Source organism: Oceanobacillus sp. FSL K6-0118, from assembly GCF_038006665.1.
In the GTDB taxonomy this organism is placed as follows: domain Bacteria; phylum Bacillota; class Bacilli; order Bacillales; family Amphibacillaceae; genus Oceanobacillus; species Oceanobacillus caeni.
This window is the reverse complement of record NZ_JBBOVR010000002.1, coordinates 206,254-221,902: the sequence shown is the minus strand read 5'-3', so window position 1 is coordinate 221,902 and position 15,649 is coordinate 206,254. Positions and strand designations below refer to the sequence as shown.

The following is a 15,649-nucleotide window of genomic DNA, read 5'->3' as shown; positions in this document are numbered from 1 at the left end:
GACGTGATAAGGCGCGTTAGCGCTTTTGTTCTTGGAATTGATAAAATTTTTAATTTACTAGGGTAATTTGTAAATTTGGCAGGAAAATCCCACATAAATATAGAAATGGATGTACTGGGAGAAAAAATGTGGGTTTATGAAAGTTTTTGTTGATTTTGATATGAGGGGGGATTTTGTTGAGCCAGTCTAAAATTCTAATAGTAGATGATCAAATGGGGATTAGATTACTACTTAAAGAAATTTTGAAAAATGAAGGATACGAGATAGAGGAAGCGACCACTGGTAAGGAAGCGATAGATCAAATTAGTGTTAATAGTTTCGATCTAATGATTTTAGATTATAAATTACCAATCATGGATGGGACGGAAGTATTAGAAAAACTAGAGAAAGATAATGTGGAAATTCCTGCCATCGTGATGAGTGGCCTCGTGGAAAATATCGCATCAGAGGCGATGAAATCTAAGCTTGTTAAATCAGTTATTGCAAAGCCTTTCAATATAAATGAGTTTGTAGAAAAGGTTCATGACATTGTTAGGAATCAAGGAAAAATGAAGTAAACGGTGGTTTCTAAAAGCTTGCACCTAATGGGACAAGTTGGTATTCTATTTATGTAGTAAAAAAGTACAACTTATGTGAACGAATTCACTAGAGGAGGATATCATATGCCATTAGTATCTATGAAAGAAATGCTTGAAAAAGGAAAAGAAAATGGTTATGCGGTAGGTCAATTTAATATCAATAACCTAGAATACATTCAAGCAATCTTACAAGCGGCAGAAGAAGAAAAATCACCTGTAATCTTAGGAGTTTCTGAAGGTGCAGGGAAATATATGGGTGGATTTAATGTTGTTGTAGCAATGGTTAAATCTTTAATGGAATCTTACGGTACAACTGTTCCTGTAGCAATCCATCTTGACCATGGTTCAAGTTTTGAAAAATGTGCGGCGGCTATTCATGCAGGATTTACTTCTGTAATGATTGATGCTTCTCATGACCCAATTGATGAAAACATTGCTACTACTAAAAAGGTAACAGAACTTGCACATCTTCACGGCGTATCAGTTGAAGCTGAAGTAGGTACTGTAGGTGGAGAAGAAGACGGTGTTATCGGTGGAATTATGTACGCTGATGTAAACGAATGTAAACGTCTTGTAACAGAAGCAGGAATCGATTGTTTAGCACCTGCACTTGGATCTGTTCATGGCCCATACCAAGGTGAACCTAACCTAGGATTTAAAGAAATGGAAGAAATCTTAAACGCTGTACAAATTCCATTAGTACTACATGGTGGTACAGGTATCCCAACTAAAGATATTCAAAAAGCAATTTCATTAGGAACTGCTAAAATTAATGTAAATACAGAAAACCAAATGGCACAAACTGCTGCCGTTCGTAAAACATTAGAAGAAAAACCTGATTTATATGACCCACGTAAATATCTAGGACCTGGTACAGAAGCTATCAAAGAAACTGTTATAGGTAAAATGCGTGAATTCGGTTCATCTGGTAAAGCATAAAACAACATATTGCGACGAATGGATTGGGAATACCCCTATCCACTCGTCGTTTTATCGTATATAATGGTAAATGATGTATAAACTTTTCTAAATAGGAGTGAAATTACATGCAATTTTTTATTGATACAGCTAATATTGATGAAATTCGTGAAGCAAATGCACTTGGTGTTTTAGGTGGAGTAACAACAAATCCTAGTCTTGTTGCAAAAGAAAAAGGTGTTGATTTCCACGATCGTCTAAAAGAGATCACTGCAGAGGTTACAGAAGGTTCTGTTAGTGCAGAAGTTATTTCTTTAGATTCTGAAGGAATGATTGCAGAAGGTAAAGAACTAGCAGCAATTGCACCAAACATTACTGTAAAACTTCCTATGACTTTAGAAGGGCTTAAAGCAACCAAAGCTTTAACAGATCTTGGAATTACAACAAATGTTACGTTAATTTTTAACGCAAACCAAGCATTACTTGCTGCACGTGCTGGTGCCACATATGTTTCACCATTCCTAGGACGTCTAGATGATATCGGTCAAAACGGTATGACTTTAATTCGTAACATCGCTGAAATTTTTGATATTCACGGAATTGATTCAAAAATTATCGCTGCATCTATTCGTCATCCAATGCATGTTACGGAAGCAGCCCTAAATGGTGCAGATATTGCAACGGTACCATTTAATGTATTAGCTCAACTTGTCAAACATCCATTAACAGATCAAGGAATTGAGAAGTTTTTAGCTGACTGGAATAAATAGTTTGTGGAAAATTGAATGAAATAAAGGCTTATCGTAAATGATATAATTAGAGCGAATAGATTATTCGCTCTAACTCTTTCTTATCTCCTTTGTCATACATATGAAAATGGAGGAAAATGACCTCTAAAAGAAGTTGTTCAAAAAGTCCGGTGAAAATGACACTTCGACGTTTCTAGTTGGCAAGACTCACCGTTCCTCACGTATTAACTGAATACGTTCCGGTAACGGGAGCTGCGCCGCCTTGAACTGCGACGCACAGGACGTGCTAGTGTCGGCGTTGCAACAAATCTTTACGGTGGGGCGAGTAATCGGAGCCCCAGGACGTTGTGACTTTAGCCAACCTCGGTCCTTTTCATCCTCCTTTTTGAACACGCATAAAGCGAGGGTTACACATGCAAAAAATATTAATTGAAGGTGGCCATAAGCTAAATGGCCAAGTAAGAATTAGCGGTGCGAAAAATAGTGCAGTAGCTCTTCTACCAGCTTCGATTTTAGCGAATTCCCCTGTAACAATTGAAGGATTACCAAATATCTCAGATGTCCAACTATTAAGTGACCTTTTAGAAGAAATTGGTGGGGACGTAAGTTGGGATGGACAAACGATTATGATTAATCCGGAAAAGATGGTGGACATGCCTTTACCAAATGGAAAGGTAAAGAAATTAAGGGCTTCATATTATTTTATGGGCGCCATGTTAGGTAAGTTTAATAAGGCGGTAATTGGACTCCCGGGTGGTTGTTTTTTAGGGCCACGACCGATAGACCAACATATCAAAGGTTTTGAAGCACTTGGCGCAGAGGTAACTAATGAACAAGGTGCGATTTATTTACGTGCAAAAGAACTAAGAGGAGCAAGAATCTATCTTGATGTCGTTAGTGTTGGCGCAACGATTAATATTATGCTCGCAGCGGTTCGAGCAAAAGGGAAGACGGTTATTGAGAATGCGGCAAAAGAGCCTGAAATTATTGACGTCGCAACATTATTAACGAATATGGGTGCAAAGATTAAAGGTGTCGGTACCGATGTGATACGGATTGAGGGAGTACCGGAACTTCACGGTTGTAGACATACGATTATTCCAGACCGAATTGAGGCAGGGACATACGCAATAGCTGCTGCAGCACAAGGTAAAGAAGTGATTATTGATAATGTCATCACCAACCATTTAGAAGCTTTACTTGCAAAGCTTAGAGAAATGGGGGTACGTGTGGAGGAAAGCGATGAACAATTATTGATTGCTCCAAGAAACACACTAAAAAGTGTTGACATTAAAACTTTGGTTTACCCAGGCTTTCCAACGGATTTACAACAACCTTTTACGGCGCTATTAACAAAAGCTGAAAATACTGGTGTTGTAACGGATACTATCTATTCTGCTCGACTTAAACACATTGATGAGTTAAGACGTATGAATGCTGCTATAAAAGTAGAGGGTGGTTCCGCCATTGTAAGTGGTCCTACAAAACTTCAAGGGGCTAAAGTGAAGGCTTCAGACCTTCGTGCGGGAGCTGCTTTGATTGTCGCAGGTTTAATGGCCGACGGAATAACGGAAATAACCGGTGTAGATCATATTGATAGGGGATATCAACGTATAACTGAAAAACTAGGCGACCTTGGTGCGAATATTTGGCGGGAAGAAATGGATGAAGTAGAAATTACCCAATTTCAAAATTTATAATGATAGAGGTTGTTCAAAAGTCCGGTGAAAATGACTCTTTGGTACTAAGGGTCTTCGACTAAGTTCCGTCACGTCGTCTTTGAAAAAGAAAAGCATTTTTTCTACATGTGACGTGCAATCGAAGAAGCCTTTTCTAATACTCAAAGCTACAACGCATCGAACTGTGATGCGGAGGAAACGAATTAAAAGAAGGCCAACTAAAAACAGCCTTTGCGGCTAACGTGGACATACCCCTGTGTAGAGGCAGCGTTTATAGGACATTGCGCCTTTAGCAGACCACGATCCTTTTCACCCTCCTTTTTGAAAACGCACTTAAAAAGAAGCAAAGGCGTAAGCCCCCTTAAAGGCCAGGAAAGAGACGTCTGTCGTAACACCTGTACTAGCACGACCTGTGCATCATAGTAACGTATGACTGGTCCATGTCAGGTGGTTCGATGATGTTGCGCATAGCGGCGGTTTTAATCGGACATTTTCCTATCGTAAAAGATAAAGGAAATCTCGCCTGCCGCTAGAGCCGAACGTGGCTATTTGCATGATAAAGCCTAGATTTTTATACTTTCATTTCTATTGAAAAAGAGATAATAAAGGGTTCATTTTATATTTTTTTACAAAATTAGAAGGATTTTAAAGAATTTTATCGAATTAATTAAGTAGCTAGTAAATGTATAGTAATCTTATTTTATGGAGAGAATTGAGTCAAACAGTAGTAAATATGTAAAGGGCAGTACATGACGGGAAAAGACTCCTGAAGAAGCCAAAATTAGTCTTCTAATAAAGGATAGTAAGGGGGAGCTAGACCTTCTCTAGCTTCCTTTCCAATTATATGAAAACTATGAAACTGATATTTTTCCACAAAATTAATGAATACCCCAACGAAAAAGTATTGAATTAGAGTAAATTTAAGGGTAAGATTGTATTGTTTAACTTTAAACAACGAAAAAGGAAATAAACACCGATTAGGTTTCTTCATTTTTACTTCCATATTATTTTCTTCGCAAAGGGCTTAACCTTCTCAAAAAGAAGTAGAATAAATCATTTTTAGCGATTAGAGAGTATAAAACTTTCTTCCTGTATAAGTACAACGAGGTATTCGCCAAAGTCTATGCAAATACTAAGTCTTCTTTCGTATTAGTAAAGAATAAAATTAAGCGCTAGCTAGGAAGTATTTTGTCATAAAGAATTAATGATCAAGTAATGAAAAGCTACTATGCTCGTCGTGTTACAAGGTTATTCAGAGAATCAGTAATCCTCTAAAGGAGCTAGAGGAAGTTATGTTCATGAGTAAATCCAGGGGGACCTATAAACAAAGCAAATGCGAGTTTCTCTAAATGTCTTTTAATGATATAAATGTAAGCCGTCTTTTTTAATGATAGTTTGACTTTTCAAAATAATAATTCATCTTAAGCAGAAGATGGTAAAGGAATGGACGAGGGTGAAAATATGTCAGCATTAACAATCTCTCAATTAGAGACGTTAACTTTAAAAGAATTATATGCACTGGCAAAGGAATATCGAATTTCTTATTATGCTAAATTAACAAAGAAAGAACTCATTTTTGCTATTTTAAAAGCGCAAGCTGAAAAAGATGGGTACTTATTTATGGATGGTATATTGGAAATCATTCCTTCAGAAGGCTTTGGGTTTTTAAGACCAATCAACTATTCACCAAGTGCGGAGGATATTTATATTTCGGCATCACAAATCCGTCGTTTTGATTTGAGAAATGGGGATAAAGTTTCCGGAAAAGTAAGGCCTCCGAAAGAAAATGAACGTTATTATGGGTTATTACATGTTGATGCGGTTAACAGCGAGGATCCTGAGACAGCCAAGGAACGGGTTCACTTTCCGGCATTAACTGCTTTATATCCAGATCGTTTTATGCAATTGGAAACAGACAATAGACAATTGTCTACACGTATTATGGATTTAATGACTCCTGTTGGTTTTGGACAACGTGGATTAATTGTTGCCCCGCCTAAAGCTGGTAAAACGGTGCTACTTAAACAAATTGCAAATAGCATTACTAAAAATCATCCACAAGCAAAATTGATTATCTTGTTAGTGGACGAGCGCCCAGAAGAAGTTACGGATATTGAACGTTCTGTAAGTCCTGACGTAGATGTAGTAAGTTCGACGTTTGATGAAATACCAGAAAGTCATATCAAAGTATCTGAGCTTGTGTTGGAAAGAGCGATGCGTCTCGTAGAACATAAACGTGATGTTATTGTTTTAATGGATAGTATTACACGTTTAGCACGTGCGTACAACTTAGTTATTCCTCCGAGTGGTAGAACATTGTCTGGGGGGATTGATCCTGCCGCGTTCCACCGTCCAAAGCGTTTCTTCGGTGCAGCAAGAAATATCGAAGAAGGTGGAAGTTTTACGATATTAGCTACAGCCTTAGTTGATACCGGATCACGAATGGATGATGTCATCTATGAGGAATTTAAAGGTACTGGGAATATGGAGCTTCACCTAGACCGTCATCTTGCAGAAAGAAGAATCTTCCCAGCGATTGACATTCTGAAATCTGGTACACGTAAAGAGGAATTACTTATTCCAAAAGAAGATTTGGACAAAGTATGGATGCTACGTAAAACGATGCAAGATAACCATGACTTCTTAGACCGTTTCTTGAGAAAACTAAAATCAACCAAGTCTAATGAGGAATTTTATCAAGTCATGGATGAAGAAATGAAGAGAAAGGGAATGAGGCGTTAGTTAGGTCTTATAAAGAAATTTAACGGACCCCCTTGCAAACAAGAAACGACGCTGGTATAATTTATAAATGTGAGTTTAGATATTCGAATCTTAAATAGGTACTTTTAAAAAGGAACTTATAGTACTTTTTTAAAAACCCTTTTAAAATAACTCTGTTTCCAAGGGATTCAGGGCATAAGGAGTGGAAAAGCATGAAAGAAGGAATTCATCCTGAGTACAGAAAAGTAGTATTTCTAGATACTAGCTCAGACTTCAAATTCTTGACTGGTTCAACAAGATCTTCTAACGAAACAATTGAATGGGAAGATGGCAACACTTACCCTTTGATTAAAGTTGAAATCAGTTCTGATTCACACCCATTCTACACTGGTAAACAAAAAGCTGATAAAGTCGGCGGACGTGTGGATCGATTCAAGAAGAAATATAATATGAAATAAGAGGGAAACTCTAGCTTAATGAGTGGAACTAGCTTGATAAAACTGGAATCGTTCATTCCAACTATCAAAAAAACAGGCAAAATACCATTATTTTGCCTGTTTTCGCTTTTTTGTAGAAAGATTTCCATAAAAATTCTTTAAATTAACCTAATTCGTGGTAAACTAATGAAGGTTTGTAATAAATGAAAATTTAATTTTTTGCGTTTGTAATATTAAAAAGTGAGGTTCTCTACCATGTATGTAATGAAACAAAGTGGCTGGATTGAAGTAATATGTGGCAGTATGTTTTCTGGAAAATCTGAAGAACTCATTCGTCGAGTTCGCCGCGCTACTTATGCTCATTTAACGGTGCAAGTGTTTAAACCTGCTATAGATGATCGTTATGATAAAAAGGATATCGTTTCTCATAATGGAATGTCTACCATGGCCCAGCCAATTAACCGGGTAGAAGAAGTCTTTGATCACATCAATCCTAATGTCGATATTATTGCTATTGATGAAGCACAATTCTTCGATAATTCCATCGTTGAAGTTGCAGAACAGCTAGCAAATAAAGGTGTTCGTGTGATAGCAGCCGGATTAGATACAGATTTTCGTGGAGAACCTTTTGGTCCAATGCCTGAATTAATGGCTGTTAGTGAATCAGTTACAAAATTAAATGCCATTTGCCCAATCTGCGGTTCACCAGCTAGTCGTACACAACGCCTGATTAATGGCAAACCCGCTTCTTTCGATGATCCTATTATTCTTGTTGGAGCATCTGAATCCTATGAACCAAGATGTCGTCATCATCATGAAGTCCCAAAAAAGCCGACAAATAAAATATGGAAAAGCATGTTAGAAGTAACGGAATAGAGGATTTAAAAAGAACCCTATAGCGTAGACGTTAAAAATGTCTAGACTATAGGGTTCTTTTTATACACTAAAGGCCTCATATTTAAAACAATTAGAGTTGCATAGCTAATTCCAGTTCAAGCAGCATCGTTTTTTACAGGATGCAAGTAATGATACCGATGGATTTTTTGGAACAGTAGCTGGAGCTATTCACATGGTATTAGTTTGGAAGGAATCAAACCTAAATTTGGTTACTATAATAGGTTTTACATTAATGATCCTTATTTCTGTGGGTATTGTCCATGTTTATACATTATTAAGTGCGCATTAGAGGGGAATTGTATTACTTATTAAACAATAAAAGAGGGTTTGGAAAACATGGTGATTCCAACCCCCCTTTGTAATTCTCTAATTTATGAAGATATCACAAACAGTTATAAAAGATCTACATGCTAAACAATTTAATTTCCTTTGGTTAAATACCTGTTTTATCAAATTTGTTTTGTGTCGTTTTTAACTCAATGCTTTTATTAATTTTTAAGTTTGATATACTGACTCCTATTAATGTTAAGACTCCCCCCACGATTGAAAGTAGGGTTGGTATTTCACCCAACCAAACCCATGATATAATTATTGCAACAAGGGGTGTCAAATAAAGTGAACTTGTTGCTTCTGCAGCACCGACTTTAGATGTTACGTATGCTAGAGCAAAGTAAGGAAGGACAGTAGAAAATAATCCTAAATAGATTACAGCAAGAGTTGAAGACATAGAAGCACTAGATATTTCGGATCCTAATCCTGGTAAGAATATCACCATAAATATGGAACCAGCGATGATAGTATAAACTGTGAAAGGAAGAAATCCGTATTTTTCTTGTGCTAAAAATTTGGAATTATAAACTTTGGGGAGAAAAACATGTTCTAAGGACAAAAATAGAGAAGGATATAAAAGAGGCTGGGACAAAACTCCAGTAATTAAAAATTAAGGCGCTGGAGCTTACACTATAAAAGTGTAGACCCCACGCCTTTTTTGTCGTTATTTTAATAACCAAAAAGGACACCTTTTGATAAAATTAAAGTGAGCAAACAATAATTTTGTAGGTGTCCTTATGTTTAAACATTATACCATGAACCAAGTAGTTTTGCCGCTAGATTTAGAAATTAAATTGAAAGAAAACGATATTGCCTTTGCGATCCATGATCTTGTCGAGAGTATTCCGGAAGAGGCTTTCGAGGACTTCGTACGACAAACCGGCCGTCCTGCGTACCATCCTCGTATGATGTTGAAAATCATTTTGTGTGGGTATACGCAATCCGCGTTTTCTGGTCGTAAAATAGAAGCTTTATTACAGGATAGTATCCGCATGATGTGGTTGGCTCAAGGACATGAACCCAGCTATCGCACCATCAATCGTTTCCGTTCTAATCCACTCATTGAAAACATACTACGTGAATGCTTTGTCCAGTTCCGAAATCAGCTCGTGGAAAAGGAATTGATTGAAGAGGAAGCGATTTTTATTGATGGTACAAAAATCGAAGCGAACGCAAATAAGTTCACCTTTGTGTGGCGGAAATCCGTTGAAAAATATAGTGATAAGCTAATGGAAAAGTCCCATCAACTGTATGATGAGCTGTTAGAGAAGGAGATTATCCCAGCAATAGAGCGAGAAAAAGCAGAGGAACTTTCCGTCAAAGAAATGGAAGAAGTAGTCGAAAAGTTAGACGAGAAAATCGAGGAATATAATAAAGCAATTAAAGCATCTGAAGTTGGGAGTGAACGGAAAAAGCTCCGTTCTGAACGCAAATTACCAAAACAATCTCGGAAGCAATTGATGGATTTCATCACTCGCAAACAAAAGTATCAAAACGATATGGAGATTTTCGGTGATCGCAATAGTTATTCAAAGACGGATCCGGATGCGACGTTTATGCGCATGAAGGACGACTACATGAAGAACGGTCAATTGAAAGCCGGTTACAATGTCCAGATTGCAACGGAAGGTCAATACGTGCTCGCTTACGATGTTTTCCCAAACCCAACAGATACACGCACCTTAATTCCTTTTCTCGACTTGATTGAAGAAAACTTTTTCGAACTGCCGGAACACATTGTCGCGGATGCAGGATATGGCAGTGAACAGAATTATGAAGATGTCATCGAGAACCGAAATCGGACACCACTTATTACATACAATCAATATCGAAAGGAGAAGAAAAAGAAGCATAAGAACAACGCTTTTCATGTAGATAATTGGGATTATAAGGAGGACGAAGATACCTTTCTGTGCCCAAATGGACGGAAGGTACGGTTTAGCCATCATTCCAAACGAACAGACAGGTACGGATTCACCCGTGAATTTAAAGTGTACGAATGTGAGGACTGTTCGGGCTGTCCACTCCGCGATTTATGCACGAAAGCAAAAGAAGGGAACAACCGAACGGTCTACATGAACGAAAAGTGGGAGGCCCAAAAAGAATATGTACGTACGAAGCTTTCAGACGAGAAAACTGGTGAAATTTACGGTAAACGTAAAATTGACGTAGAACCAGTGTTCGGTTTTCTGAAGGCTAATTTGGGTTTCACTCGTTTTTCTGTCAGGGGAAAACAGAAGGTGAAAAATGAACTAGCATTTGCGTTGATGGCGGTGAACTTGAGAAAAAACGCCGTCATGGACGGTAAAATAGTGGCGGAAGATGGAAAAAAGCCACAAAAAAGGTTCCAAGCAAATTTTTTATTGCCTGGAACCTTTTATTTTACTATTTTTGGCTAGTTGTGTCCCAGCCTCAGATATTTGTTCTGAAAAAATAATTCAACTTAATGAAAAATTTGAGAGAGAGAAATTGAGGGTTCGAAATATAGAAAAGAAACTAGAAAGACAGATCATGAAAACAACTGTCTATCAAGATGATATAGATGAATTGAAAATTAAAAATCAAAAGATACTGGGAGAATGTCAAAGACTATACGGTAAATTAAAAGCATATGGAATAAGTATTGATTGAGTAGTTTCTCGCAAAAGGGTTTGAGTGAGAATAGGTTTTAAACAATTTATTAGATGCTATAGAAATTAAGGGATCTTGTGAGATAAGCATCCTATGATACTGGTAGATTATTGCACCTACTTATTCGAAAATAATTTTCGAAGTTCATTTATTCATCAGGAGTTACTTTTTCATCGTATGGTGTTTGCTAAGTGATTCTTTACGGCCCCTGATACGTTGAAGCTAATAGACTTCTTGCTTCCTTTCTTTTGTACTCTTTATACGATAAGCAAGAGCTATAAACATTTGTCAACCCAGCCCTTTTTACAAAAGGAGCCCTTAACTATCAACCTTGATAAGATATTAGCTATTGTCTATTTTTTCCATTCCATTCCTATATTTTCTGTTTACATTTCTATTACTACAGTGATATATTATGTATTAATGTATAATCAGAGTATTTCCAATATAACCTACTTACATCTTTCATAAGTAACGTATCAAATTCACAATTCTAATGAAAAAGGAGGATGTGATAATTAATGTTTTCTTGTTGAGTTTAAAAGTAGGTATATGTATTAATATATTAGAAATATTTTAATAACGAGGAATGAATGATGAAACTGAGAAAAAAGATATTAGTTTTCTCTCTATTATTTTTTTTAATATGTATGACGATATTTATGGTCTTTAAAGATAACGTCTTAATAGATTGTAGTAAAAATTGGGCACTTTGCTCTATCGATAAACAAGCTATTAATCCAATACATAATCCAAAGCAAATAAAGATTGCAATTATAGATAGTGGTATTGATGAACAGGAAGCACGTGTAAAGGTAGAAAAACGCTTTTCACCTGATAGGTATACGGGAGATAGTTTTGGGCATGGAACAGCAGTAGCAAGTATCATTGCTAGTGAAAAGAGTAATAAGGACAATGTTGAAGGATTATATCCTCAAGCTATTATCTATGATGTAAATATTCTAGACGAAAATGGGAATGCAAAAATGGATGAAGTTATATCAGCTATTGAATGGAGTATAGACCAGAAAGTAGATATTATTAATATGAGCTTTGGTATAGAAAACGATGATAGTAGACTACACGATATAGTTAAAAAAGCTGTCGAAAATAAAATCATTATTGTTGCGTCCGCTGGTAACACATTTGGAATGTATACAGAATATCCTGCTAAATATGAAGAAGTATTATCAATATCTGCTGTAGACGAGAAAATGAATCTTTTTAAGTATGCTGCAAAAGGAAAAATTGACTTTGTAGCACCAGGTGTGGATATAGAAGCTGTCAGGATTGGATGGCTTTCTGAACAAGAAAGACTTAGTGGGACTTCTTTTGCTACTGCTTATGCTACTGCTATAATTGCTATCCTTTTAAGTGAGAAAAAAATAGATAAAGATAATTATAGAGATATTTTAATAGATTATGCAGAATTACCAAAAGGGAAATTAGGAAATAATTCATATGGGAGTGGTTTTCTTAAATTCGATGATTAAAATTAATATAATAAGGGGAGTAAAATTTTGAAAAGGTTTTTTGTGAATTTTTTAATTGTTGTTTATTTATTTAGTTATTTGACACCATCATTTGTTCAAGCACAAGATTCTAGTGAGGATTTGGAAGAGAATTTAATTGATTTTACTGAAATTGAGGAACAAATAGATGATGATTTAGCTGTAAATGAGTTAGACGATGTAATTGAAACAGGTAGTTATAAAGATAATGACACGGATTCAATAATAATCCACTCCTCTGCTGAAACAGAAGGTGTTGAAGCAGAAAATGAAATGAGTATAGATTTAGACAATCAAGAAATAACTACATCAACTACAGTTGAAGATGAAGAAACTGGAGAATTGATTGAGTATAATTTTGATATTGAAGTTACTGATATTAATGGTGAGGAATTTAAAGCTATTTTCACTGATCTTGATACAGGAGAGCAATTTGATGTGGATACCGCTGAATTTCAGGCTTCTTGGTATCCTTTAATAGTTGTGGCTATTAAGGTAGCTCAACATGGTGTAAAATGGGCAATTAAAAAATATGGGAAAAGTGCTGTAAACAATGCTACGAAGAAATATGGGAAAAAGGCTTCTGGAAAAACATTATCAAAAATAAAATTTTCCAGCACTAAAAAACTCAATGATCATTGGGAAAAACATAAAAAGGAATTTCCTGGATTGACAAAGGAAGGCTATTTAAAAAGAGCTCAAAGTTTGGCTGGTTCAACCAGTAAAAATGTTTTGAGTAAAAAGAAGAAAGATGGTTCAGGAGATATCGTTAAATATAATACCAATACAGGAGAATTTATTTCATTATCGAAAAATGATGTTATAAAAACCTTTTTCAAACCTAAATACGGTCAAAAAGACTGGAAGAAAAAAGCTAGAAACTATTATAATAATCAATAGGTTGGTGAAATTAAATGAAGATTTATACTTGTCCCATATGTGGATATGACGGTTTAGATGAAGAACCATACGGAAAGAATTTCAATCCTTCTTATGATATCTGTCCTTGTTGCCATTTTGAATACGGGTATAGCGAAGATCATGAAGTAGATTTAGGATATAATGTTGTACCTAATGAAATGAAAGAAGCCGCTTTTCAATTATACCGAAAACAGTGGATTGAAGATGGTGCAGTAGTCAGTCACCCAGAAAACTTTCCAAAAGAATTCCAAGAAAATGGAAAGGTCAAACCAGAAATACTGATTAAACAGTTGAAACGCTTGAATCTACCATTAGATAACCTCACATTTCTTGAAGGGTTTAAACTTTGATATATAATGCTTTACATATCTAACGAAACTCTCTTTTCAAAAATAGTAGCTTTCCAATGAGGGGCACATAGAAGTATATTAAAGCTATTAAATTATAAAATAATGAAAAAGTAAGGGTTCTCCATTTTTAGAGAAATCCTTACTTTTTCATTTTTAGCCTACTTTAATAAAACTGTCTTTCCCTTACACATCTTTCCTTATGAGAAATTGATTGGAAATAATGATAGTAGTACCGTGTGGTAATTTTATAGACATAATATAAGAGGAGCACGCTAAATGAAATAGAGTTGCAAAAAACTTTAATTAGAGAGAATATACGTTTTTTTATAATGGTAGACATAAACGTAAACGTATTATAGGGAACTAAATTGATGAAGCTCAATTCTTCGATAATTCTATCGTTGAAGTTGCAGAACAGCTAGCAAATAATGGTGTTCGTGTTATAGCAGCCGGATTAGATACAGATTTTCGTGGAGAACCTTTTGGTCCAATGCCTGAATTAATGGCAGTTAGTGAATCGGTTACAAAATTAAATGCCATCTGCTCAATCTGCGGTTCACCAGCAAGCCGTAGGCAACGCCTAATTAATGGCAAACCCGCTTCTTTCGATGATCCTGTTATTCTTGTTGGGGCATCTGAATCCTATGAACCAAGATGCCGTCATCATCATGAAGTCCCAAAAAAGCCGACAAATAACATATGGAAAAGCATGTTAGAAGTAACGGAATAGAGCATTTAAAAAGAACCCTATAGCGTAGACGTTGAAAATGTCTGGGCTATAGGGTTCTTTTTATACATCTGAAGGACGCTCATATTTAAAATAATTAAAGTTGCTCATAAATCCATATTGCAATTTGTAAGGACAAAGCATCCTCAAATTTCCTGGGATCTAAACCTGTTTGTTCACTAATCTTGTTAAGTCGATAGATTAACGTATTTCGATGGATAAATAATTCTTCGGCTGTTTTTTGAATATGAAGGTTATGATTGAGAAATGCCTTCAAGGTTTTTATGTTTTCCTCGTTCACTTTTTCCAAAATACGCTTGGCAAACCTCTTAGATAATTGCTGGTTCAGTCGGTGAATTAATACCTTTGTTTCTAATTGAGCATAGGATACGATTTCCTTATTACGATCGCTAACTTTCAAGGCCAAATCACAATCTAAATAGGACTCCCTGAAATCTTTTAATTTATCAAAGGGTAAGCTATAGGACAAACGAAATTGAATATGTAAACCTTTTAATACCTGATAAACAGTAAGAATTTTTTTATCGATCTCTGCTTCACTTATGTTTGTAAATGCAATACATAACTTATTGACATGAATAACTCCAATGAATCCCCTTTTAGGATGGCATGCATTTTCTAAACTTTCTATAAGGGTTTTATTGGATACAATAGAGGAACGCTCTTCTATTTGAATGATGACTGTTACGAATGTAGGAATGAATTCAAAATCTAGTTTACCAATTAAACGATCTATATCATGATAAGATAGTTCTTTCTTTAATAATTGCTCTAGAAGCATATCTTTTGTTGTTTGTTTCCATTCTGACTGTGATGCGATGTACTTTTGGTTAATCATCAATTCAGTCATCATTTTAACGAGTTCACCAATTTCACTAATTTCCTTTGGATCCCCAGTTATTCCGATAACCCCGATTATCTTCTCTTGAAAAACAATAGGCAGATTTATCCCAGGTTTAGCCCCTGATAATTTATCTTCTGGGTAAATAATTATTGTTCTACCATCTTTTATAACTTCTAATGCGCCTGCATGTATTTGATTTAGCCTCGATGGGTCACAGCTGGCGATAATCTTTCCGTTTCTGTTCATGATATTGACATTTCGATCTACTCTTAGGGAAGCCTCTTGAACAATGGTTTCTGCCATTTCTCTTGTTAACATATCGACGCATCCTTTAC

General features: G+C 35.8%; 14 protein-coding genes and 1 pseudogene. 13 read left to right on the top strand and 2 right to left on the bottom strand.

Annotated features, from left to right (window positions below; genetic code table 11):
- Positions 1-176: 176 nt before the first annotated feature.
- The 7 genes from MHI02_RS17660 to MHI02_RS17630 all read left to right on the top strand — a co-directional run bounded on the left by MHI02_RS17660 (position 177) and on the right by MHI02_RS17630 (position 7,958).
- Positions 177-557, top strand: coding sequence for a response regulator (locus MHI02_RS17660; protein WP_225344061.1), 381 nt, complete (start codon positions 177-179; stop codon positions 555-557).
- Positions 558-662: 105 nt separating this feature from the next.
- On the top strand, positions 663-1,517 hold the full coding sequence (gene fba, locus MHI02_RS17655) for a class II fructose-1,6-bisphosphate aldolase (RefSeq protein WP_047186684.1): 855 nt from the start codon (positions 663-665) through the stop codon (positions 1,515-1,517).
- 107 nt (positions 1,518-1,624) lie between these two features.
- Complete coding sequence (gene fsa, locus MHI02_RS17650; protein WP_047186685.1) at positions 1,625-2,266, top strand: fructose-6-phosphate aldolase; 642 nt, start codon at positions 1,625-1,627, stop codon at positions 2,264-2,266.
- Between the two features lie 392 nt (positions 2,267-2,658).
- The gene (locus MHI02_RS17645) at positions 2,659-3,945 is read left to right on the top strand and encodes a UDP-N-acetylglucosamine 1-carboxyvinyltransferase (RefSeq protein WP_047186686.1); all 1,287 of its coding nucleotides are present in this window, start codon (positions 2,659-2,661) and stop codon (positions 3,943-3,945) included.
- A gap of 1,440 nt (positions 3,946-5,385) precedes the next feature.
- On the top strand, positions 5,386-6,666 hold the full coding sequence (rho, locus tag MHI02_RS17640; RefSeq protein ID WP_047186729.1) for a transcription termination factor Rho: 1,281 nt from the start codon (positions 5,386-5,388) through the stop codon (positions 6,664-6,666).
- 191 nt (positions 6,667-6,857) lie between these two features.
- Positions 6,858-7,103 (top strand): type B 50S ribosomal protein L31, encoded by a 246-nt coding sequence (locus MHI02_RS17635; RefSeq protein WP_047186689.1) that lies wholly within the window; start codon positions 6,858-6,860, stop codon positions 7,101-7,103.
- 234 nt (positions 7,104-7,337) lie between these two features.
- On the top strand, positions 7,338-7,958 hold the full coding sequence (locus MHI02_RS17630) for a thymidine kinase (RefSeq protein ID WP_257457294.1): 621 nt from the start codon (positions 7,338-7,340) through the stop codon (positions 7,956-7,958).
- A gap of 454 nt (positions 7,959-8,412) precedes the next feature.
- On the opposite strand, the gene MHI02_RS17625 is transcribed toward MHI02_RS17630, so the two are convergent.
- Positions 8,413-8,868 (bottom strand): DMT family transporter, encoded by a 456-nt coding sequence (locus MHI02_RS17625; RefSeq protein WP_257457299.1) that lies wholly within the window; start codon positions 8,866-8,868, stop codon positions 8,413-8,415.
- A gap of 178 nt (positions 8,869-9,046) precedes the next feature.
- On the opposite strand from MHI02_RS17625, the gene MHI02_RS17620 reads away from it, so the two are divergent.
- From MHI02_RS17620 to MHI02_RS17595, 6 genes and pseudogenes are all read left to right on the top strand, one after another.
- Entirely contained in the window at positions 9,047-10,708 is a 1,662-nt protein-coding gene (locus MHI02_RS17620; RefSeq protein ID WP_341166180.1) for an IS1182 family transposase, read from the top strand.
- Positions 10,709-10,778: 70 nt separating this feature from the next.
- Complete coding sequence (locus tag MHI02_RS17615; RefSeq protein WP_257457509.1) at positions 10,779-10,940, top strand: hypothetical protein; 162 nt, start codon at positions 10,779-10,781, stop codon at positions 10,938-10,940.
- A gap of 593 nt (positions 10,941-11,533) precedes the next feature.
- Positions 11,534-12,433, top strand: coding sequence for a S8 family serine peptidase (locus MHI02_RS17610; protein WP_341166179.1), 900 nt, complete (start codon positions 11,534-11,536; stop codon positions 12,431-12,433).
- 27 nt (positions 12,434-12,460) lie between these two features.
- The gene (locus MHI02_RS17605; protein WP_257457505.1) at positions 12,461-13,351 is read left to right on the top strand and encodes an SAR2788 family putative toxin; all 891 of its coding nucleotides are present in this window, start codon (positions 12,461-12,463) and stop codon (positions 13,349-13,351) included.
- Positions 13,352-13,365: 14 nt separating this feature from the next.
- Positions 13,366-13,722: a CPCC family cysteine-rich protein gene (locus tag MHI02_RS17600; RefSeq protein WP_257457503.1), complete on the top strand. Its 357-nt coding sequence runs from the start codon at positions 13,366-13,368 to the stop codon at positions 13,720-13,722.
- 367 nt (positions 13,723-14,089) lie between these two features.
- Positions 14,090-14,452, top strand: a pseudogene (locus MHI02_RS17595) (thymidine kinase); the annotation flags it as partial.
- A 94-nt stretch (positions 14,453-14,546) separates the two neighbouring features.
- Here MHI02_RS17595 and MHI02_RS17590 read toward each other — a convergent pair.
- A complete protein-coding gene (locus tag MHI02_RS17590) occupies positions 14,547-15,632 on the bottom strand; it encodes a CdaR family transcriptional regulator (RefSeq protein ID WP_341166178.1) in 1,086 nt (361 codons plus the stop codon).
- Positions 15,633-15,649 lie beyond the last annotated feature (17 nt).

Coding starts and splice junctions, on each gene's coding strand:
- MHI02_RS17620 (WP_341166180.1), top strand. CDS start 9,047: ATGTTTAAACATTATACCATGAACCAAGTAGTTTTGCCGCTAGATTTA.
- MHI02_RS17645 (WP_047186686.1), top strand. CDS start 2,659: ATGCAAAAAATATTAATTGAAGGTGGCCATAAGCTAAATGGCCAAGTA.
- MHI02_RS17590 (WP_341166178.1), bottom strand. CDS start 15,632: ATGTTAACAAGAGAAATGGCAGAAACCATTGTTCAAGAGGCTTCCCTA.
- MHI02_RS17600 (WP_257457503.1), top strand. CDS start 13,366: ATGAAGATTTATACTTGTCCCATATGTGGATATGACGGTTTAGATGAA.
- MHI02_RS17635 (WP_047186689.1), top strand. CDS start 6,858: ATGAAAGAAGGAATTCATCCTGAGTACAGAAAAGTAGTATTTCTAGAT.
- rho (WP_047186729.1), top strand. CDS start 5,386: ATGTCAGCATTAACAATCTCTCAATTAGAGACGTTAACTTTAAAAGAA.
- fsa (WP_047186685.1), top strand. CDS start 1,625: ATGCAATTTTTTATTGATACAGCTAATATTGATGAAATTCGTGAAGCA.
- MHI02_RS17630 (WP_257457294.1), top strand. CDS start 7,338: ATGTATGTAATGAAACAAAGTGGCTGGATTGAAGTAATATGTGGCAGT.
- MHI02_RS17610 (WP_341166179.1), top strand. CDS start 11,534: ATGATGAAACTGAGAAAAAAGATATTAGTTTTCTCTCTATTATTTTTT.
- fba (WP_047186684.1), top strand. CDS start 663: ATGCCATTAGTATCTATGAAAGAAATGCTTGAAAAAGGAAAAGAAAAT.